The sequence below is a fragment of the Entomomonas moraniae genome, assembly GCF_003991975.1.
GTDB classification, from domain to species: Bacteria; Pseudomonadota; Gammaproteobacteria; order Pseudomonadales; family Pseudomonadaceae; genus Entomomonas; species Entomomonas moraniae.
This window is the reverse complement of the sequence record NZ_CP029822.1, coordinates 472,921-494,829: the sequence shown is the minus strand read 5'-3', so window position 1 is coordinate 494,829 and position 21,909 is coordinate 472,921. Positions and strand designations below refer to the sequence as shown.

21 protein-coding genes are annotated in these 21,909 nt (G+C 38.8%); 10 read left to right on the top strand and 11 right to left on the bottom strand.

The genetic code is table 11. The features are described 5' to 3' along the window. Window positions 1-65: 65 nt before the first annotated feature. From tdcD to DM558_RS02395, 6 genes are all read right to left on the bottom strand, one after another. Window positions 66-1,271: a propionate kinase gene (gene tdcD, locus DM558_RS02420; RefSeq protein WP_127161887.1), complete on the bottom strand. Its 1,206-nt coding sequence runs from the start codon at window positions 1,269-1,271 to the stop codon at window positions 66-68. A gap of 471 nt (window positions 1,272-1,742) precedes the next feature. Beyond that, window positions 1,743-2,768, bottom strand: a complete 1,026-nt coding sequence (locus DM558_RS02415) for a response regulator (protein ID WP_127161886.1) — start codon at window positions 2,766-2,768, stop codon at window positions 1,743-1,745. Between the two features lie 16 nt (window positions 2,769-2,784). Next, window positions 2,785-4,026 (bottom strand): sensor histidine kinase, encoded by a 1,242-nt coding sequence (locus DM558_RS02410; RefSeq protein ID WP_228411793.1) that lies wholly within the window; start codon window positions 4,024-4,026, stop codon window positions 2,785-2,787. Window positions 4,027-4,444: 418 nt separating this feature from the next. Continuing rightward, window positions 4,445-5,254, bottom strand: coding sequence for a propanediol utilization microcompartment protein PduB (pduB, locus tag DM558_RS02405; protein WP_127161885.1), 810 nt, complete (start codon window positions 5,252-5,254; stop codon window positions 4,445-4,447). Window positions 5,255-5,271: 17 nt separating this feature from the next. Continuing rightward, complete coding sequence (gene pduA / locus DM558_RS02400; RefSeq protein WP_127161884.1) at window positions 5,272-5,556, bottom strand: propanediol utilization microcompartment protein PduA; 285 nt, start codon at window positions 5,554-5,556, stop codon at window positions 5,272-5,274. A gap of 209 nt (window positions 5,557-5,765) precedes the next feature. Beyond that, the gene (locus tag DM558_RS02395; RefSeq protein ID WP_127161883.1) at window positions 5,766-6,281 is read right to left on the bottom strand and encodes a hypothetical protein; all 516 of its coding nucleotides are present in this window, start codon (window positions 6,279-6,281) and stop codon (window positions 5,766-5,768) included. Window positions 6,282-6,463: 182 nt separating this feature from the next. Here DM558_RS02395 and DM558_RS02390 point away from each other — a divergent pair, with 182 nt between their 5' ends. From DM558_RS02390 to DM558_RS02375, 4 genes are read left to right on the top strand one after another with little or no spacing between them, the layout of a single operon-like run. Then, window positions 6,464-7,129: an amino acid ABC transporter permease gene (locus DM558_RS02390; RefSeq protein WP_109703222.1), complete on the top strand. Its 666-nt coding sequence runs from the start codon at window positions 6,464-6,466 to the stop codon at window positions 7,127-7,129. Continuing rightward, window positions 7,110-7,787 carry an amino acid ABC transporter permease gene (locus DM558_RS02385; RefSeq protein WP_127161882.1) on the top strand — a complete coding sequence of 226 codons (678 nt, stop codon included), beginning with the start codon at window positions 7,110-7,112 and terminating at the stop codon, window positions 7,785-7,787. The genes DM558_RS02390 and DM558_RS02385 overlap by 20 nt, the downstream gene beginning before the upstream one ends. 13 nt (window positions 7,788-7,800) lie before the next feature. Continuing rightward, complete coding sequence (locus DM558_RS02380; RefSeq protein ID WP_109703224.1) at window positions 7,801-8,547, top strand: amino acid ABC transporter ATP-binding protein; 747 nt, start codon at window positions 7,801-7,803, stop codon at window positions 8,545-8,547. 12 nt (window positions 8,548-8,559) lie between these two features. Next, window positions 8,560-9,477 (top strand): cysteine ABC transporter substrate-binding protein, encoded by a 918-nt coding sequence (locus DM558_RS02375; protein ID WP_127161881.1) that lies wholly within the window; start codon window positions 8,560-8,562, stop codon window positions 9,475-9,477. 48 nt (window positions 9,478-9,525) lie between these two features. Here DM558_RS02375 and DM558_RS02370 read toward each other — a convergent pair whose 3' ends face one another. From DM558_RS02370 to DM558_RS02350, 5 genes are all read right to left on the bottom strand, one after another. After that, a complete protein-coding gene (locus tag DM558_RS02370; RefSeq protein WP_109703226.1) occupies window positions 9,526-10,476 on the bottom strand; it encodes a PDR/VanB family oxidoreductase in 951 nt (316 codons plus the stop codon). A 175-nt stretch (window positions 10,477-10,651) separates the two neighbouring features. Continuing rightward, entirely contained in the window at window positions 10,652-10,960 is a 309-nt protein-coding gene (locus DM558_RS02365; RefSeq protein ID WP_127161880.1) for a DUF3325 domain-containing protein, read from the bottom strand. Between the two features lie 10 nt (window positions 10,961-10,970). Beyond that, window positions 10,971-12,482: a PepSY-associated TM helix domain-containing protein gene (locus tag DM558_RS02360; protein WP_164731224.1), complete on the bottom strand. Its 1,512-nt coding sequence runs from the start codon at window positions 12,480-12,482 to the stop codon at window positions 10,971-10,973. Between the two features lie 8 nt (window positions 12,483-12,490). After that, window positions 12,491-12,781 (bottom strand): iron transporter, encoded by a 291-nt coding sequence (locus DM558_RS02355; RefSeq protein ID WP_109703230.1) that lies wholly within the window; start codon window positions 12,779-12,781, stop codon window positions 12,491-12,493. Between the two features lie 3 nt (window positions 12,782-12,784). Next, window positions 12,785-15,016, bottom strand: a complete 2,232-nt coding sequence (locus DM558_RS02350) for a TonB-dependent receptor (RefSeq protein ID WP_228411792.1) — start codon at window positions 15,014-15,016, stop codon at window positions 12,785-12,787. A gap of 400 nt (window positions 15,017-15,416) precedes the next feature. Between DM558_RS02350 and DM558_RS02345 the strand changes: the two genes are divergently transcribed. The 6 genes from DM558_RS02345 (at window position 15,417) to yacG (ending at window position 21,887) form a co-directional block, all read left to right on the top strand. Next, window positions 15,417-16,934 carry a fumarate hydratase gene (locus tag DM558_RS02345; protein WP_127161878.1) on the top strand — a complete coding sequence of 506 codons (1,518 nt, stop codon included), beginning with the start codon at window positions 15,417-15,419 and terminating at the stop codon, window positions 16,932-16,934. Between the two features lie 176 nt (window positions 16,935-17,110). Beyond that, entirely contained in the window at window positions 17,111-18,778 is a 1,668-nt protein-coding gene (gene pilB / locus DM558_RS02340) for a type IV-A pilus assembly ATPase PilB (protein WP_127161877.1), read from the top strand. A gap of 152 nt (window positions 18,779-18,930) precedes the next feature. Then, window positions 18,931-20,139 carry a type II secretion system F family protein gene (locus tag DM558_RS02335; protein ID WP_127161876.1) on the top strand — a complete coding sequence of 403 codons (1,209 nt, stop codon included), beginning with the start codon at window positions 18,931-18,933 and terminating at the stop codon, window positions 20,137-20,139. Window positions 20,140-20,143: 4 nt separating this feature from the next. Beyond that, entirely contained in the window at window positions 20,144-21,010 is an 867-nt protein-coding gene (locus tag DM558_RS02330) for a prepilin peptidase (protein WP_127161875.1), read from the top strand. Between the two features lie 51 nt (window positions 21,011-21,061). Next, window positions 21,062-21,676: a dephospho-CoA kinase gene (coaE, locus tag DM558_RS02325; RefSeq protein WP_127161874.1), complete on the top strand. Its 615-nt coding sequence runs from the start codon at window positions 21,062-21,064 to the stop codon at window positions 21,674-21,676. Beyond that, on the top strand, window positions 21,669-21,887 hold the full coding sequence (gene yacG, locus DM558_RS02320) for a DNA gyrase inhibitor YacG (protein WP_127161873.1): 219 nt from the start codon (window positions 21,669-21,671) through the stop codon (window positions 21,885-21,887). The genes coaE and yacG overlap by 8 nt, the downstream gene beginning before the upstream one ends. Window positions 21,888-21,909 lie beyond the last annotated feature (22 nt).

The following is a 21,909-nucleotide window of genomic DNA, read 5'->3' as shown; positions in this document are numbered from 1 at the left end:
CTACTCGATGATTCTTGTAAAACATTACTGCATAAATATAAAGCGCTGAGCTATTAGCTTATACTTTACGCTGTCTTGGCCCTTTTTACAATTCGATCGGTATCTAATGCAATCATCTTCTCTTCATTGGTGTTTATCACCACGGCAACAGGGCCTTCACCACGACTTACAACCCCTGACCGCCCCCCATAAAGTTGGTTGTTTTGATCTGAATCAAGCTCAATACCCAATACTTTTAGGTGGTTAATCGTCAGCTCTCGAATTAGGGTAGAGTTTTCACCAATTCCCCCTGTAAAGATAATGGCATCTAAACGATCCAATGACATTGCATGGGCACCAATATGGCGAGCTAGCCGATGAACGAATACATCAATAGCAAGGCTTGCACCTGCATGCCCTGCTTTTCGAGCCTCTCCTAGCGTACGACAATCACTAGACAACTCGGAAATACCCAACAAACCAGACTCTTTGTTGAGCATCTGTTCTAAATCAGCCATTGATTTATTAGTCACTTTACCTATGTAAGCCACAGCAGCGAAATCAATATCACCACTTCGAGTACCCATGACTAATCCCTCTAACGGGGTCATTCCCATCGAGGTGTCAACACTGATACCATTTTTAACGGCGCACACCGATGAACCATTGCCTAAATGGGCAACTACTAGCCCATGATCATCAGGATTAAGCCCTAACATTTTCACAGCTTCATTAGCGACGTATTTATGGGAGGTGCCATGAAAACCAAAACGTCTCACCTGATGCTCTCTTAAATATTTATGAGGTACGGCATAGGTATAAGCCGCTGGCGTTAATGTTTGATGGAACGAGGTGTCAAAAACAGCCACTTGTAGTAGTGTTGGAAAAACCTCTAAAGCACAATGTATTCCTTGTAGATTAGCAGGGTTATGCAAAGGCGCCAGCGTAGCAAGCTCTTCAATTTTGGCAATGGTTGTGGGGGTAATTAAGGCCGACTCTGCGAAAACACTGCCACCCTGTGCAACTCTATGGCCTATCGCCCCAATCGAATCAATCAACGCTCTATCACGAAGTTCTTGCACAAGAGCATTTAGCGCATCTTTATGATCACCGGTGGTGAGTGCAACTGTTTTTTTATCTGTTTGAGGCGATTTAAAGGTAATTCGTGCATCTTGCAAACCAATGCACTCAGCTAGCCCAGAAAGAACGGGGGAATCTTGACAAGGTTGCATGACTGCAAACTTTATAGAGGATGAACCACAATTAATCACTAATATTAAAGAAGATCTCATACTCACGTCCTTTCATCAATAAACTTTATCCGCTATCATCATCCAATCAAGCAGGTATGAGGTTTTGGTGAAACAGAATAACTCACAAATAGTCTTCAACTTTGTTGTGATTATTGCCGTTGCCATAATTACATCTAAGCCACCACCTTTGAATTTCTAGGTTCAACACAAACACACCATCTACCCAGTATCCGCATCATTTAATAGACAAAGAACTATGGGTATTTTGATTGACCACTTTATTCCAGTATCAAAAACTTAACGTTGCTGCTTACCTTTGTTTATAAGCGCTTTATCCGTTTATCTTTAAACAAATATAGAGTTTCTCAGAAAAAAAATCTTGCAAGAAAGGACGATTTTTTTGACTCGTTAACACACTTCACGTCAAAAAATTCCTACTTTAATAATCTTTGGACAATACTGAGGACTGTATAGATAAAAAGATGTTACACGGAGTTAATCAAAGTAAATTTAAGCCTTTGATCGTATTTTATATTCAGATGGGGTTAACCCTGTTTCTTCTTTAAATGTTCTACCAAAATAGTTAGGATCATTATAAGAAAGCTCCATGGCAACACTGGTTATTGACATATCACTATGATCTAAAAGGCTTTTAGCAATGTCTATTCTTCTTTTTTTCACATAAGAAACAAAATTAATACCTGCGTCTTTTTTGAAAAGCCTACTTAGGTAAGAGGGGGTCACATGAGCTTTTTCAGCTACTTCTTCAAGAGATAAGTTCTTACCCAAATTACGCTCAATATAATTAAAAGCCTTTTGCATAGGGGCATGTGTTTGGCCTATTTGGCGCTGTGCTTCATCAAATAAGGTATTTGATACAGTAAGCACCATACTGAGCACTTTATAATAGTTTTGCTGTGAGAAACTAAGGCTCTTTAATTGTTCTATCTGTTTTTTTAGTAACTCTAAATACTTTCCCCTACGCTCGGCTACTTGTTTAATAATCCTCGCCAACTCATTAATACTTTCTTGGGGTGGATCATTTGGTTGAGAGTAAATCCAATCAACATACGCCCTTACCGTCTGTATCCACTTTGTATAAAGATTATTATCTAACATCGTCATTAATTGCTCAGCAATTAACTTTGTTTGTTGGTATTTTTCTGCATCAAAACTAAGAAAAGATTTGATATGACTAATTAAAACTTGTGGTCTCACAGGTTTAAGTAAGTACTCATCAACTTTTAACCCGATCATATTACGCGCAATCTCAAAATCATCCACCGCGGTTGTGACAATAACTTTTGTAGTGGTGTTAACTGAGCGCAAATGCTTTAAAACATCAACCCCATTGGGGTATGGGATATTAATATCCAGCAGCATTAAGTCAATGGGCTCACTGTTGATCAGTTGAATAGCGTCTGATCCATTAGCAGCCTCTAATAGCTCAACACCATGATCAAACCCTTTATTAATAATAACTTTTAGGGCTTCTCGCTCAACTGTTTCATCTTCAACAATCACAATGGTAAACATTTTTTTATGCACCTATTTAATGCGTTGATTGTACAATGGGGCAACGAATACGTACTTTTGTTCCCAAGCCTTTACGCCCCGCACTTTCTATTTCAAGCCCATAACTATCCCCAAAATTTAGCTTTAGCCGATTACTCACATTAAAAATACCAAGCCCTTTTCGCTTCGTGTTGTTTAAGTTACCTTCTAATGCAGAGGTTATCATTTCTTGCGTCATGCCATCGCCATCATCTGTTACTTCAATAATGACATCACGCCCATTATCAAAGCCGATAATCGACAAATGGGCGAAATCACCACGCGGTTCAATCGCATAGTTAAAACTATTTTCAACAAGGGGCTGGATAACCATAAAAGGGCACGGAATATGGTAATATTTTTCAGGAATCGACAAGTTTAGCGAAAACTTATCACCCATACGCACTTTTTGTAGTGAAAGGTAGTTCGTCACATGCTCAATTTCGCTTTGAATAGTGATTAATTTATTGTTATTTTTTCTGAGTATATAGCGCATCATGTCAGAGAAGCCATATACCATCGCTTCTGTTTTTTCTGCGTTTTCTAATAAGGCTAAACGACCAATAGTACTCAAGACATTAAATAAAAAATGTGGGTTAATTTGGTAGGTTAGTGCCTGTAGCTCTGCCTCTTGTAATGATTTTTCTAACTCGGCTCGATGCTTAGAATGATTGAGTAACTCTAACGTTTGTTTATGGAGCTTCGATTGAATGATATTGGTATAGCCTTGCTCCACCAAATAATGTGTCAAATGGTAGAGTGAATAAGCCGCTGCTTTAAATTTTTTAAATGCAATTGTCTGCACTTCACGATGCAAATGAACTAGTTTTTCATCGCCCTTCCAAGAAGTATCCTCATCCATAATATAGTCAAATGATTTCGCTTCTTGTTCGCTTAGCTTCACCTGCCCAGAAAGCATGGCACCTAAGTAATGCCCCTCAACTTCTATAGGTACAGCAAACTCAGCAAGCCCACAGCCACAGCGATAAATAATGGGTTCGCCCGCTTGCATTGCCTTTCGACCACCGACATTATCGCACTCAGAACATTTTGCCCGCCCTTTTTCAGAAGAACGATACAGTAAACAGAACGATGAAAAGCCGCTAGGCTTTGTGATAGGTTCTCCACGTTCATTAACCGCGACTAAAGCAAGCCCTGTAGCATCACTAAAGTTATCCTGTAACTTTTGTAATCTATCTACGCTTAAAAGATCATCCATGTGGAAAAGTGTGTTCATCATAGATCAATCTGCAACAGGTTAATGGAGACATCTTTTGAGAAACACTCATTTTATCAAGGGTGTTTCCTAGAAAATACCGCTATAAAATCCTTACACGTCTTAATATAAAATCAAGCGTAACATAAAGTCAACACAACCCCGTGATTGTTAAATTTATCAGTCATAACCTTGATGTTAGACATGAATAACATATACAAAAAAGGAAAATACTTAGTATGTTCACTACCTATTTCCCTTGAGTAATCAGAGTATCTTTATCGTTCTTAAACGTAGTAATACCTAGCCAGATGATTATTTTAGAATAAAGGCAACAGCAAATGAGGTGGCTTATTGCTAACTCCATTCTCCACGCAGTGCCTTACACCTTAAAAACACTTTAGCCTCTTTTCTATTTCTACCGTTTATAACGCGTTAATACTCAAATATAGGGCGTAGTGTTAGACACAAGAGGAGCTGGGTCTAGTGTTGATAATAATTGTAGCCCTACTTCGCGGGCAGCAATCACTGCTTGCCTTACAGCGCCAGAGTCACCTGTAAAACTGTAGATAACCTCATTACTAAAACTAGTACCAGAAGCAGGTGATGCATACCCTACAGGCGTTATTGTTGCAGCTTTAGCCGCCACATCAGCAAGTACCACGCCTATCGCCGCGGGCGCGCCTATTACCATGCCAAATGCTTGGTTTAAAGGTGCCCCAAAGGCTTTATGTATAACACCACTGGCACGTGCGGTATATTCAAACTCTAGATGCCCTGCGGGTGAGCCATAAACATCGCCCATGGTACGTTCTATTTCTTTCAAGGTAACTTCTACTGCCCGTCGTGCATCTGACACATCTTCAGAACCTAATATAATTAAGCAACCATGCCCTGCACCACCCTCGGTGTCTCGAGGCAATTCAATACGTAACGCTTCTGTATTGGTGGCTTTCACCGCTTCATCGGCAGCAAATATTTGTGGGCCCGCCCCTGTTCTTGAACCAATAACACCGATGGCGCGAAACTTTTTATCTAGCTTCATCATTTCATGGAGTTGAGGGTCTACATTAGCAATGACTAAACCTATGGTGTGTCCTCTCGCTGTTCCGACAAACTCTGTCAGGCCACAAGAGGATAGCTTTTGTAACGTAGCAGCCCCTTGATCATGATTCGAGTCAACCTTTGGCTTTTTGGTCTCTATTCTTTGAAGCACTTCAGCCATGACTTTTTCAACAAGATCAGTACTCATCACTCAACCCCTTGGCCCTATTTAGTGGATAATTGCGATAAAAGCGTCTCAATGTCTGAATGCGGGCGTGGAATAACATGCACAGCAAGTATCTCACCTAACCTTTGTGCAGCTGCTGCACCGGCATCAGTCGCAGCCTTAACTGCACCCACATCACCTCGCACCATAACGGTTACTAATGCTGAGCCAATTTTTTCATAGCCAACGATGGTAACGTTTGCTGATTTGACCATTGCATCAGCCGCTTCAATGGCGGCAACCAAACCTTTGGTTTCAATTAATCCCAATGCTTCTTGGTGCATGATTAGACTCCTTAATATGCGTTTATTAGTAGTGCCTTATACTGCATTTAAATCTATTCTAGAATGGAGTTTAGATTTAGCATTGACAAATGTCTTGCTAACCATAACGATTTTTTTGTCATCTTCATGATGAGCACATCAATTTTTTATGGGCGAGTCTATTATGAAGCTAGTGTTTTAAAAAAGACCATCCACAATAATTCTTAAGCTTACTCCATTATTTTAAATGAAAAACTGCTACTATTACTGCTTTCCGCTGTTTTGTAATCTACTTTTTTTAGTGCGCCTTCAAAGTGATTATCCAGTAATGGTTTAACCATCACCAAAGGAAGATCCAATACTGCAAAGCTTTCAAAAAAGTCGTCAAGCCCTGTAAAAAGATTATCGTTTTCATCTTGAGACAATAATGCTAATAAACATTTTCTTTTCGCCCTTATTGCGGGTGCTTTAAAGGCTAAACCATCAGATAATTTTTGCGCCAATAGTTGTATAACAGGGGTTAATTCTAACGCCTCGTGTAACCAATACTCTTTTGCTGTGAGCATGGCTATTTTTTCAAGGGATGAAAACTCATTTTTAAGTAAAACTAACAGATCAAATTGACAAGCAAGCACTGCTTTATTTATTTTTTGTTGGTCGAAAATAGGAGCGCCATTATTATGATAACAATGCTTGGTTAATTGTTGGTAGCATTCTGCTAAATAACCATCCAACTTCTTCATCATAATACACTCCTGTGATTAGTCTATAACTAACAGTTTAGCAAATATTTATTTTTCACTTAACCCATTATAAGCAATTTTAAGTTCGGTTATATTGATATAGAGAAAAGTTGTTTGACTGTTTTAGCTAACCGCGGTTTAATTGCTACCTTTAAGTGATTGATTTAATAACCTAAGGGGTTTAAGTGTTTAGCTGGTCATATATTCAACAAGTATTACCAAGCTTTGAGCAGGCCTTATGGCTAACGCTAAAAATATCGGCTGTCGGTATTGGAGCTGCAATATTAATTGGTGCATTATGCAGTGTTGTTATTTTTTATCGAATTGCTGTTTTTTCACAAATCGCAAAAGGCTATGTGGCTTTTTTTAGAAATACACCACTTTTACTGCATTTATTCTTTATTTATTATGGTTTACCTCGTGCTCTTAATATTACCTTAAGCTTTGAAACAACCGCCCTACTCGGCCTATCACTATTAGGCGGTGCCTATATGGCGGAAGCTTTTCGTAGTGGTATTGAGGCCGTGGCGAAGTCACAGTTTGAATCTGGACAAGCCATTGGTTTAAACCGTTGGCAAATGGTACGTTACATTATCTTACCTCAGGCCATTTCTTATTGTGTGCCTGCGCTCGGGGCTAACTGTATTTTCTTATTTAAAGAAACATCAGTTTTTACGGCTATTGCGGGAACAGATGTCACAACTATTGCCATTAACTTTATCAATAATGGCGGCCCAACCAATGATAATTTATTATTGCTTGTGTTGTCTTACTTAGTGGTCATTGTGCCATTCATTTTCATTTTGTCTTATGTTGAAAAGAGGGTACGCCGTGCAGAATTTGGGAATTGATGTCCTCTTTGACTGGATAACAATCAAGCGATTATTAGAAGGCCTTTACTTTACCCTAGAGGTTTCGTTTATTGCTATTTTTATTAGTACTATTTTAGGTACTGTATTTGGCATTATTCGTACCTCTAACAACAAAGCCATTCGCTTTATTTTTCGTACCTATTTAGAAGTTGTGCGCGTATTACCTACGTTAGTTTTACTTTATATTTTATATTATATTTTACCCAACGTTTTAAATCTAAATCTCGATGGTCGCTTAGTGGGTATTTTAGCATTTAGCTTTTGGGGATCGGCTGAGATGAGCGATATTATTCGTAGTGCGATTATTTCACTCCCTAAACACCAAAAAGAATCGGCATTAGCGATTGGACTTAATAAAGTACAAATGTATCGTTATGTGCTACTGCCTCAAGCGTTAAAGTTAGCACTTGCCCCTGCTATTAATTTAGCCGCACGGATTATTATGACAACCTCTTTATTGGTCTTAATTGGTGTGCAAGATTTAATTAAAGTTGGCAAAGAGATTATTGAGTATGCTGAAATGATGGGGAATGATATGGCACGGTTTTGGATTTATGGTTTTATTTTATTACTCTTTTTTATCATTTGCTATCCCCTTTCCAAATTATCGCAGCGCCTCGCAAAGTCTAAGGAGTAACGTTAGGTTTTATATGATAGAGAATTCAGAAGTATTATTACAAGTAACGGATCTTCACAAGCGCTTTGGTGATCGGGAAATTTTAAAAGGTATTGATTTATCCGTTCACAAAGGTGAGGTTATTGCTATTTTAGGCCCCTCTGGCTGTGGCAAATCAACTTTTTTACGCTGTTTAAATGGCCTTGAGCCAATTCAGCAAGGTTCTATCCTTTTCGAAGGATTTGAATTAAATAGCCCCTCTACCTCGTGGATTTGTATTCGCCAAAAAATTGGCATGGTCTTTCAAAGTTATGATTTATTCCCTAATATGAATGTGATTGATAACATTTTATTAGGCCCTCTAAAGGTACAAAAGCGTAATAAAGACGAGGTAATGAAAGAGGCCGATGAATTACTGAATCGCGTGGGTTTATTAGATCGTAAACAAGCCTTTCCAAGACAATTATCTGGTGGACAAAAACAGCGTATCGCAATTGTGCGTGCATTATGCATGAATCCTGATATTATGCTGTTTGATGAAGTAACCGCTTCTCTTGATCCTGAGATGGTAAGGGAAGTTTTAGAAGTAATTCAAGATTTAGCCAAACAAGGGATGACAATGATTCTTGTTACCCATGAGCTTAATTTTGCGCGTCGTGTCGCTGATCAGATCGTTTTTATGGATCAGGGTAAAATAATTGAAACCGCAGAACCAGAACAATTTTTTAATGCACCACAAACAGAGCGCGCCAAACAATTTTTAACTGTATTTGATTTTTAAAGGACCACTACAATGAAGCTATTTAATAAAAAAACAGGACTACTCGTTACAGGCATTCTTTGTTTCGCTTTATCAGGCTGTGGCAATAACGATAAGCCTGAAGTGGAACAAAAACAAGCACCTTCTGCCTCTAGCCTACAAGCTATTAAAGACCGTGGTGAATTACGTGTGGCTGTTTTTAGTGATAAACCACCTTTTGGCTATATAGATAAAAGTGGTAAAAGCCAAGGTTATGACATTGAGCTAGCGAAACGCTTAGCCAAAGATTTATTAGGAGACGAAAATCGCGCTAAGTTTGTATTAACTGAAGCTCAAAACCGTATTAATGTATTAAACGCTAATAAAGTTGATATTACATTGGCTAACTTTACTGTCACACCTGAGCGTGCTAGCCAAGTTATTTTTGCAAAACCTTACATGAAAACGGCTATTGGTGTTGTTTCCCCCAAAGGAGCACCGATTACAGATGTATCCCAATTAGAGGGCAAGGTCCTTATTGTTAATAAAGGAACAACGGCTGAAACTTACTTTGCTAAAAACTACCCTAATGTAACGTTACAAAAATACGACCATAACTCTGAAGCATTTGCAGCATTAAAAGATGGTCGCGGTGTAGGTTTAGCTCATGACAATACGCTGCTTTATGCATGGACTAAAAACAACCCTGACTTTGATGTTGCACTACACCAAGTAGGAGGCGCAGATGTTATTGCGCCAGCAGTTAAACAAGGTAATCAAGAATTAGCAACATGGTTAGATGATGAAATTACTAAATTACAAAATGAAGAATTCTTCCATAAAGCTTATGATAAAACAGTAAAACCTTTTTATGGTGATAATATTGACCCTAATAACGTTGTGATTGATGCCAGTAATTTAACTAATCTACAAGATATTCCTGCAAGTAGTGAAGAAGAGTCTAATAAGTAATCTTCTTCTACAATAAAAAAGCGACCTTATCGGTCGCTTTTTTATTGGCTATAAATCAAGCACTAATTTTTTACTTTTACACCCAGACACACACACCATCATCACATCATTTTTCGCCTGTTGCTTCGGACTTAATACCGAGTCTTGATGATCTGGAATCCCCTCCAACACTTTTGTGGTACAAGCACCACAGATGCCTTCACGACATGCAGTATTCACTAACACGCCGGCATTTTCAATAACAGCAAGTAATGAAGTATCGGCTGGAACATCTAAAGTCAGCCCCGACTTAGCAAGCTCCACTACATATTCATGTTGCGCTGCTGGCGTAATTGATTGTTTAGCCTGAAAATACTCGACATGATGATTAACATAGCCTAGTTTTTGGCAGGTTGCTTCAAAACTTTCTAACATACTAGAGGGGCCACAGCAGTAAAAATGAGCTGTTTTATCTAACCCTGCTAGATATGACGCTAGATTAGGCATTCCATTATCTTCTTCGTCAAAATGCCATGTGATTTTTACATTTAATGCTTCTAACTCAGGAATATACGCTGCCTCTATACGGCTACGAGCACAATAAATTAACTCAACAGAATGACCTAAGGCTAATAGACGTATCAACATACAGTAAATAGGGGTAATACCAATACCACCTGCAACTAAAACACTGTGATGTTGTCCCTCATCAAGTGGGAAGTTATTGCGCGGTTTTGAAATAGTAAGTGTTTGGCCTACGCTTAACTCATGATGAATATAAGCAGAACCGCCTTGACTATTAGGGTCAAGTAAAATACCTAATTTATAAACATCTTTCTGCTCAGGGGAGTTCATTAATGAATAACTGCGTACTAATCCATTAGGGAGGTGTAAATCGATATGAGAACCTGCTGTGAATGATTCAAAGTGTTCTCCCTTAACAGGTTCCAATTCAATACTGACAATATTGATTGCTTCTATTCGAAAACTCCGCACAACGGCTGTCTGTAAGTTAGACATAACTTTTAATTACCCTTAACGTAAAATATTAGTGATACTCACCCCTTAAATAATAAACTCATGCATGAGGCGAATAATTGATATTAGTGAGATTATTATACAATCAGTTTCTTACTGTAGTCATCTTTCATTTAAGACTAAGATCAATAAGCCGTCGATGTAGCTTTTCAATGCACTACTTGACTAACAAAAAATAAAACCCTGTCATATAAGCTAGTCTCTTAGGTGCATAATGCACAAACAAAATGACTAAGAGGTGCATAAGCGTAAATACACCTAAATAATAAACCAACCCTATACCAACCCCCGCAGTATACAGCGTATAGATAAGGCAAATCATTAATAAGCCTGTCCCTAATACAAAAGCTAGCCTATTGCTTTTAGCTAACACTTTAGGGGAGACAATGGTAGCTTGGTGCTTTTTCATACCAAGAGCAATGTAGCTTAAGCCTAAAAATAATCCAATAAATAAAATTAAAAGCATGATGACTAACCTAAACTATTTTTTTATAGGATGAACGTATCTTATAGCCTATAAAAAAGAAAATAAAAGAAAAAGCGATGGCAAGCATATCAACGCTAGCTAATATCCAGTCATCATGCATGGCCGCATAAAACATATTACTGTAGGGATAAAAAAGATTAACGATAAAAATACCGACACACATTAAAGCAGCCATAAAAAATATTTCATACCATGCTTTAGAAGACAAACGAATAATGCTATAAAAAAAAGTTAAAGCCCAAACAATAAAAAATCCAGCCACTTCCCATGCAGGTTGTTGACTAACCTTTCCAGCTATCAATTTATTAATAATCAACAAGCTAGGCACAGCTACACAAAGCCCAGCGATACAAGTAATATTAAGAGTCTGTACAATACGCTGCATTGGCGTTGTCTGCTTTTTATTTTTTACAATGCGCTTTTTAGACCATAAGATCAAGCCACTAGCGATCATAAAACAGCCTGCAAGACCTGCTAAAAAATATAACCAACGAAGAGCATAATTAGCATAATGGGCTCGGTGCAATGAATTAAGTGATTCCTGAATAGCCGCTGCCGTATTAGTAGCGCCTATCTCACTCACCACATCACCTTGGCTATTAAAAACCACACCCACCGCATTAACACTGTTTTCATCCTCTGCACTCACCACTATCTTAGTGTTTTCACGACTAGGGTTATAAAGGGTGATTGCGCTGATTTTTTTATGGGGGTATAACGAATGAAACTGTTCAATCAAATGATTGGCGGATGGCATATTCTGCTTTATATCGCTAGCAGACTCATTAAAATTTGGAAAATTAAAAGCCTGTTGATATAAATTGCCTTGCTGATTGCCGTAAACAGCCTTTGCCCCCCAAGGCATAAAAAAACCGATTAAAATAACCAAACCGCTAAAAGCAATCATCACCAAAAAAGGTAAGATAATTACACCAGAAATGATATGACCATCAAGCCAAGAACGTAATCCTTTATACGGACGAAAAACAAAAAAGTCAGTCAATATTTTTTTATGCGTAATAATCCCAGTGATGATTGTGACTAACATCATTGCTGTGATTAACGCAACTATCACTCTCCCCGTCCAAGGCGAAAGATACCATAACTGATAATGCATTCGATAAAAGAAATTTCCGCCCACCGTGCGTGATAAGTTTATTTTTCGCTCTGTGCGCGGATCATAGGTTTCATGTTGCCGCTTACCATCCACAAATTTTCGGACACTGATGGTTGGTTGATAGCTAGCCCCTAAAGAAATAGAAGCAAATGCTATTTTTTGATTGTCAGTATTGAAGCTGTTAAAAACAGTCTCCAGCGTATCTATCTTCTGATCTTGGCGAACTTTACCTATTGCATGCAGCTCTGGCTGCATCCAATAATCGATTTCACCCCGAAAAACACTCAATGTGCCTGTTACAAAAATCAAGTATAAGAGCCAACTTATCACCAGCCCTGCCCATGAATGCAACCATGCCTGTGATTGCCTAAATCCCTCGTGCATGTTTTGCCTCATGAGTGTATATAAACCAATAAAAAAAGTAATACACTCAGAATAAACGTTATGATAAAAGCTTTTGTATTACTAGCAACACTAAACACCCAACAGACCACGCAGCAAAAAATAATAATAGACAGTAGGTTAGCCGCAATCACTGCCTCGGCTTTAGGTAAAGGAAGATAAAAGGCTAGAAAGAGATTACACGCCACCGACAACGTATAACCTCCTGCACTGGCGATTAAGCAGCGAATAGCCACTGCTAATCGATACTTCAACATGGTTTGTCCTTGTAATGGTTTCATTTCTTAGAAATCAACGTCCATGGAGAACAAGTAAGTTCTTGGGTCTCCCATGGTTAGGTAGTTAGCGCCTGCATATCCTCCAACCGATGCCCAATACTTTCTATTGGCTACATTTTCTACTTTAGCTCGAAGTGTGACTTTTTGTTTACCAACATGGATCAAGTAGCGTGCGCCTAAATCTACTCTCGTCCATGAGGGAACCTGCAATGTATTCGTAGCATTAACATATTGCTTAGCCGTATACATCACTTGGGTATTTACTGCTAAGTTTTCTATAAAAGGAATATCCCATTCAGCATTTAAATTAGCACGATATTTAGGAACACCAATTACATACTTATCTTTTGTTGCTTGATCAGCGACTTTAATTTGCTTCGCGTGAATATAAGTTATACCACCTAATAATCTGACAGTTTCGACAGGTTCGCCAAAGAACATAAGCTCAACGCCTTGATTACGTTGCTTACCGCCAGCAGAAAAATAGCCATTTTTAACAGTACTAAAGGGTTTTTTAGTGGTAAAGTAAGACAAACTACCGCCTATATTTTCACCATCGTACTTCAACCCAAACTCTGTTTGCCTTGAACGATAAGGTGTTAGAGCCTCACCTGCATTGACTACAGGAGTACCACCACTCACTGAAGGCGCTATATCCCCTTTAGCAAGCCCTTCTATATGATTGGCATAAAATGAAAACTCAGGGTTAAATTTATAAACTAAACCATACATAGGTGTTGTGACACCTTTATTATATGATGAGGCTCGATTACCTGTATTATAGTTATAACTCTTAACATTCAAATTTTGTCGACGAAGCCCCGCCGTTAAAAGTAAGGTATCTTCAAATAAGCCTACAGTATCAACAATGGCTGTACTGTGCATTTGTGTTCGATCCGTCACATGAGGGGCTGACAAATCTCCACCCACCAGTGAATTATCAGTCGGCATCAGTGAGTAATTAGGATAGTAAATATTGCCTGTAATAGAGTTAGCAGACCATGCATAAGCATTACGTGAGCGTAAATTATATAAGTTATGGGAAATTGCCCATTGATGAGAAATAGGCCCTGTCATGAAGTTCCCCATGAACCCCATATCACCCGAAAGGACAGTATCTTCTCTTGCCACCGTAGAACGTCTTGCTTTAAAAGAACCATCATCCTGTGCTGTTGGCCCTGATAGAATACTGTGCTCCGTTCCTTTACGCATACCCAAGGCTGCCCAGCCTGTTACATTGTCTAAAATATCCCACTCACCTCTAAATGTTCCAAAAGTTTGACGCTCCATAGAGTAGGTCCATGGTTGCCCATAATTTTCTTTAGCATTAGGAACACTTAGAACGCCTGACCCTGAAGGTGTAACACTAGGACGAGGCTGATCAAGCCGCTGATCTTGATACCCCAAGTCACTCGACAACCTCACGGTATCGGTGTGATAATCTAAACCTAATGACAACATATCAAGCTTTCTATGCTCACGCTTTATTGCTGTATCGCCTTTATGACGTGCTGCATTCAAACGAACGCCAAACTGTTGCTCATCACCAAAGCGACGCGCGAGATCTGTGGCCGTATACCATTCACCTCCAGACTGGACACCTGTCGATAGCCTTGTAAGTGGCTCACTACCTGCTCTTTTTGGCAATAAATTAATTGCTCCTCCAATACCACTCCCACCTGGCGCCGCTCCATTTAAAAAAGAATTAGCGCCCCGAAAAACCTCAACTCGTTCTAAAAACTCAGTCGACACATATTGACGAGGTAAAATACCGTACAACCCGTTGTACATCATATCATCCGAGTAAATAGGAAAGCCACGAATCACATAAACTTCTTGAAAATTTCCAAAGCCACGAGCAACTTGGACACTGGGGTCATTACGCACAACATCCGAAACACTTTGCGCTTGGGTATCTTGAATCATTTTAGAGGTATAAGCAGTGCTGACAAACGAAGAATCCATCATATCTTGATTACCCAAGATACCAATACGAGCCCCGCGTGCCACTTGCCCACCACTATAAGCTTCACTAAGCCCATTAGCAGAAGCATCTGCACTGATATCAAACGTTTCTAACTGTAATGGATCAACTTCTGAAACCGAAGGGGTATCGCGTTGTTTTTCTTCTGCATTAATCGATTGCCCCCACAAAAAACAAGGTGTCAATAATGCAACCAGCATTGCTTTGGTTAAGCCTATTTTTTTACAATCGGTTGATGATACTGGCTGATACATTAAAACACCCTTGAATAGCAATATAGTTAAAATTTGCATATTCTAATTTTCAACTGCTCATAAATGCAAATGATATTAACTATCATTTGCATTGAAACGACACTATGTTTTCTATTCAACTCCAAATAATACACCTCAAATTCAACTACGGCTTGACCTTTAATCCTTCAGTATCAACGCACCCTGTCAAAGTTAGCTTACCCCTACCTAACAATAGCTTCATATCAACATTTATTAATTATTATCACCTAACTCGCGCACTTGCAAAATAACATTATGCCTTGAGTCAACGAGTTAACTATATTTGCATGCTTTTATCTAATTTCTTAACCCCACTTCACGCAATATACGCTATAATTTTAAAATAATTAGCATAAACTAACTAAAATAGAGAAATAATATGACCGTGATTAAACAAGATGATGTTATTCAAAGTGTAGCTGATGCACTGCAATATATTTCTTATTATCATCCGCTTGATTTTATTGAAGCAATGAAAGAAGCTTATGACCGTGAAGAGTCACCGGCTGCAAAAGATGCCATTGCTCAAATCCTCGTTAACTCTAAAATGTGTGCCACTGGGCATCGCCCTATCTGCCAAGATACAGGGATTGTAACTGTGTTCGTTAAAGTTGGTATGGATGTGCAATGGAATGGTACAACCATGAGCCTTGACGAAATGATTAATGAAGGCGTTCGCCGTGCTTATACTTGTCCAGATAATGTCTTACGTGCTTCAATATTAGCTGATCCTGCTGGTGCACGCAAAAACACTAAAGATAATACTCCTGCAGTTATTCATTACTCTGTCGTACCTGGTAATACTGTCGAAATAGATATTGCTGCTAAAGGCGGTGGTTCTGAAAATAAGAGCAAAATGGCAATGTTAAATCCTTCTGACTCCGTTGTAGACTGGGTATTAAAAACCGTACCTACGATGGGTGCAGGCTGGTGTCCTCCTGGCATGTTAGGTATTGGTATTGGTGGTACGGCTGAAAAAGCGGCCCTCATGGCAAAAGAATCGCTCATGGAACACATCGATATCCACGAACTAAAAGCACGTGGCGCTAAAAACCGTACTGAAGAATTACGCTTAGAACTCTTTGAAAAAGTAAATGAATTAGGTATTGGTGCACAAGGTTTGGGCGGACTAACCACTGTTCTTGATGTCAAAATCAAAGACTACCCTACGCATGCAGCCTCTTTGCCTGTTTGCATGATTCCTAACTGCGCTGCAACCCGCCATGCACACTTTGTGCTTGATGGTTCTGGCCCTGCTGAACTTAAAGCACCACCTTTATCTGCTTATCCTGAAATAACAGAATCTGGTGCAAATACAGCACGCCGCGTAAATCTTGATACATTAAAACCAGAAGATGTATTAACTTGGAAGTCAGGTGAAACTTTATTATTAAACGGTAAAATGTTAACGGGTCGTGATGCTGCCCATAAACGCATGGTCGACATGCTTAATAAAGGTGAAAAACTTCCTGTAGATTTAAAAGGTCGCTTTATTTACTATGTTGGCCCTGTCGACCCTGTACGCGATGAAGTAGTTGGCCCAGCTGGCCCTACAACGGCAACACGTATGGATAAATTTACCCGTCAAATCCTTGAACAAACAGGCTTATTAGGGATGATTGGTAAGTCTGAACGCGGCCCTGTCGCCATTGAAGCTATCAAAGATAACAAAGCTGTCTACCTTATGGCTGTAGGTGGTGCAGCTTATCTTGTAGCACAAGCTATTAAGAAATCAAAAGTACTTGCATTCCCCGAGCTTGGAATGGAAGCTATTTATGAGTTTGATGTAGAGGATATGCCAGTCACTGTTGCTGTCGATAGCACAGGGATTTCTGTACATACAACAGGCCCTCAGTTATGGCATGAAAAAATCGTTGAAAAAATTCATCATAAATAACTTAAAAAAGGCTTCTTCATGAAGCCTTTTTGTTAGTTCTTAATGAAAATCATAGTTTTATCTACAATGACGCGGTAAAATACTTTATTACTTATAAGAGAATGAGTATACTTGCAGTTAATAATTTTTTATTAATTTATAAATCATAGCTTAGTTTTAGGGATTATATTAATCGTATGAATGCATCTCCTCAAGCCCTCACTGGGCTTGCAAAAATATTTGCTGACAGCAATCTTTTATCAGAAAGCGATCTCCATAAAGCTGTGGAGCAAGCAAAAGTAGAACATTTATCGCTGGTTAATTATCTCGTTCAAAACAAAAAAGCGAGCGCAAAAGCGTTAGCCGCAATTATTTCTGAACGGTTTGGTTTACCTCTTTTTGACTTATCAAGCCTATCCATTGATACAGCTTTAAGAACAATTATTACAGAGAAGCTAGCCAGAAAACACCGTGTTATCCCTTTATGGAGACGAGGCAATAACCTATTCATTGGTATTTCAGACCCTGCCAATCAACAAGGTCTCAAAGATATTCAGTTTAATACTGGATTACCTCTCGATGCAATTTTAATTGAAGACGACAAACTGACCTCGTTGCTTGATCGTTTTTTTGATGAGGGTGCCGAGCAAGTTACTACCACCAACTTAACAAAAACGATGGCGGCAGGTGATGAGGAAAAAGAAGATGAATCAATTGTTAACTTCGTCAATCAAATGCTTCTTATGGCTATTCGTTCAGGCGCGTCTGACTTACATTTCGAGCCCTATGAAAAAAGTTATCGAGTCCGTTTTCGTACAGATGGTATTTTACAAATAAAATCACGTCCACCTTTAGAACTTGCTTCACGTATTTCTGCGCGCCTAAAGGTCATGTCAAATATGGATATTTCTGAGCGTAGAAAACCTCAAGATGGACGTATTAAATTAAAAGTTTCAGAAAGAAAATCTATCGATTTTCGGGTTAACTCATGCCCTACCCTATGGGGTGAAAAGATTGTATTACGTATTTTAGACTCTTCCAGTGCCCAATTAGGAATTGATCAGCTTGGTTATGAACCTGATCAAAAACAACTTTATTTGGATGCTTTAGGTCATCCTCAAGGAATGATTCTAGTAACTGGCCCCACAGGATCAGGTAAAACGGTATCTCTTTATACAGGTCTTAATATTTTAAATACTCCTGATATCAATATTTCAACCGCTGAAGACCCTGTAGAAATCAACCTTGAAGGGATCAACCAAGTTAACGTTAATCCTCGACAGGGTTTAGACTTCTCCTCAGCACTCCGGGCATTCTTACGTCAAGACCCTGACATTATCATGGTGGGGGAAATTCGTGACCTTGAAACAGCAGAAATTGCTATTAAAGCAGCACAAACAGGTCATATGGTAATGTCTACGCTGCATACCAACAGTGCTCCTGAAACATTAACACGTTTAATGAATATGGGGGTCGCAGCCTTTAACTTAGCAACGTCTGTAAACCTTATCATTGCTCAGCGGTTAGCTAGAAGACTGTGTGGTCATTGTAAAGAAGAGTTAGAGCTCCCTAAAGAAGTATTAATAAAAGCAGGATTTCCTCCTGAGAAAATAGGTACTTTTAGCGTGTTCGGCCCCAAAGGCTGCGATCGCTGTAATAATGGCTATAAGGGTCGTGTAGGTATTTATGAGGTCGTTAAAATAACACCTGCATTACAACGTATTATTATGGCAGAGGGCAACTCTATCGAGATTGCCGATGAAGCAAGAAAAGAAGGGTTTGATGACTTACGCACATCAGGACTCAAAAAAGTTATGGCAGGCTTAACGAGTCTTGAGGAAGTCAATCGAGTGACATCAGATTAATTTTTTTTGATACTTATCACACCTTGATGGTGAAAAATATTAGACTTTTAGTTATGATGGATAAGTTTGATATAATGATGAGTTTAACCTTAAATTAATGGAATAAAGTACACTTAAAACGTGTTACGAAATATTGGTAAATAGAGGTGTCCATGGCACAAGCAGCAAAAACGCGTACTTATTTGTGGAAAGGTGTCGATAAGTCAGGCGCAAAACTTAAGGGTGAGCTTAATGCAACAGACCCTACGGTTATTAAGGCAATCCTTCGTAAACAAGGTATTACCGCAAAACAAATTAGCCGTAAGCTAGAGCTAGGTATTGGTGGTAAAATAAAACCTCTCGATATTGCTATTATTACCCGCCAGCTTGCCACTATGATTAAAGCAGGTGTCCCTATGATTCAAGCATTAGAAATTATTGCTGAAGGGGCAGAAAAGCCAAAAATAAGGGAACTGTTAGATAATATTAAGATAGAGGTTGCTTCAGGTAATAGTTTTACTTCAGCATTAAGGAAACGGCCACTTTATTTTGACGAACTATATTGTAGTTTGATTGAGTCAGGGGAAAAATCAGGTACGTTAGAAACCTTATTAGATCGTGTTGCAGGCTATAAAGAAAAAAGCGAGTCTCTAAAGAAAAAAATCAAAAAGGCCATGATCTATCCTATTGCTATTCTTGTAGTAGCGGCTATTGTGTCAGCTATTCTATTAGTCAAGGTCGTTCCTCAGTTTGCTCAAGTTTTTACCAGTTTTGGTGCTGATCTACCATGGTTAACTCAACAAGTAGTGGATGCTTCTGAATACCTTCAATCGGATGGATGGAAAGTAATTATAGCTATCATCGTCATTGGGTTTGCTTTTAAAGAAACTTATAAACGATCAATGTCATTTCGTAATATTGTTGATAGGGGGTTATTGCGTGTCCCTGTAATCGGCGCCGTCATCCATAACTCTTCTATTGCTCGTTTCACACGTACGCTATCTACTACTTTTGCTGCTGGAGTTCCTTTAGTTGAAGCATTAGAATCAGTTGCCGGTGCAACGGGTAATATTGTTTATAAAAATGCAGTACTAAAAATTAAACAAGATGTATCCACAGGTCGCCAACTTAATTTTGCAATGCGTAGTAGTGGTGTATTCCCCTCTCTGGCCATTCAGTTAACCGCTATTGGTGAAGAGTCAGGTTCTCTCGATGGGATGCTTGGAAAAGCAGCAGACTTCTATGAGGAAGTTGTTGATACCATCGTGGATAGCTTATCAGCATTAATGGAACCCGTTATCATGGTGGTATTAGGGGTTATTATTGGTACGCTTATTATTGCGATGTACTTACCTATCTTCCAAATGGGGCAAGTTGTTTAATTAGATGTCTGTATTTATTGATTATCCTGCATTTTTTATCTTTGCTTCCCTGCTTATTGGTTTATTAGTAGGGAGTTTCCTCAATGTTGTGATTTATCGTCTTCCTGTGATGATGATGAATAGTTGGCGTAAAGAAGCGAGAGAAATATTAGAGATTCCTAAACCTACAGAAAATCCTGTACGTTTTAACCTTATCCTCCCCGCTTCAACCTGCCCACACTGTGGACATAAAATCAGTGCTTTAGAAAATATTCCTATTTTAAGTTATCTTTTTTTAAAAGGACGTTGTAGAGGTTGTAAGTCACCAATCAGTATTCGCTATCCTTTAATCGAACTACTTTCGTGTTTATTATCAGGCTGGATTGCTTGGCAACTAGGTTTTTCGATTGAAGCACTATTATTGATTTTCCTTACGTGGGGACTTATCGCCATGAGTATGATCGATATTGATCATCAACTCTTACCCGACAGCCTTGTTTTACCTTTATTGTGGTTAGGCATTCTTGCACATGTTTTTGACTATTTTCCAAACATTACACTGACTGAATCTATACTCGGTGCGGTCATAGGTTATCTAACTTTATGGATCGTTAATGCTTTATTTAAACTCATTCGTGGCATGGATGGCATTGGACATGGAGACTTTAAACTATTAGCCTTATTCGGTGCATGGGCTGGCTACCAAATAATTCCAGTTGTTATCCTCTTCTCTGCCGCTGCTGGTGCTATTATTGGTATTATTAGCATGTTATGTTTTAAAGGTAATAATAAAATACCTTATGGTCCCTATTTAGCTATTGCTGGCTGGATTGCCCTCTTATGGGGACAACAAATTGTTACCGCTTATCTTGAGTTCTCAGGGATTCAATAAGCTGAGTTTAACTTTAATTAATTCTATTTTTAACATCAGAGATCTTATTTTGTGAAAAAGTGGGTTCTAGGCATTACTGGTGGCATTGGCAGTGGTAAAAGCACTATTGTACGCCTATTCACTAATAGAGGAATTGGAGCGATTGATGCAGACTTTGCGGCTCGTCTAGTTGTATCTAAAGGGAAACCAGCATTAGATCAAATTCATGATCACTTTGGTGCTAAAATACTACTACCTGACGGCAATTTAGACCGAGCAGCACTTCGTAAAATAATTTTCAATACACCAGGACAACGTCAATGGTTAGAACAACTACTGCACCCACTGATTCGCCAAGAAATCGTTAATTTCCTTAATAATGTATCTTCTCCCTATGCTATTTTAGTTTCTCCTTTGCTAATAGAAACAAATCAAATCCAACTAGTGAATCATATCTTAGTTATTGATGCTCCTGAAACATTGCAAGTTGAACGAAGCATAGCGCGGGACCATTGCACTGAGGAGCAAGTTAAAGCAATTATGCAAACACAACTCCCTCGCAATGAAAGATTACAGTATGCTCAAGATATCATTTATAATGATGGTTCAGTCAACAACTTGGTAACAGAGGTTGATCGTTTACATCAACATTACCTAACTTTATCGCAACAAAAATACCATGAATAACCACAAACTAATCAAATGCCCTACATGCCAAAAAGAAGTGCTGTTTAGCAGTAAAAATCCCTTTCGACCATTTTGTAGCGAGCGCTGTAAATTAATTGATCTAGGCGCATGGGCAGCCGAAGAACATGCCATTGCAGGACAGGATTTAATTTGTGATGAATTTATGACAGATGAAGAACTCAATGACATCCTTTCTAAAAAGTTACATTAACTGCCATAAAAAAAGCCCTGCA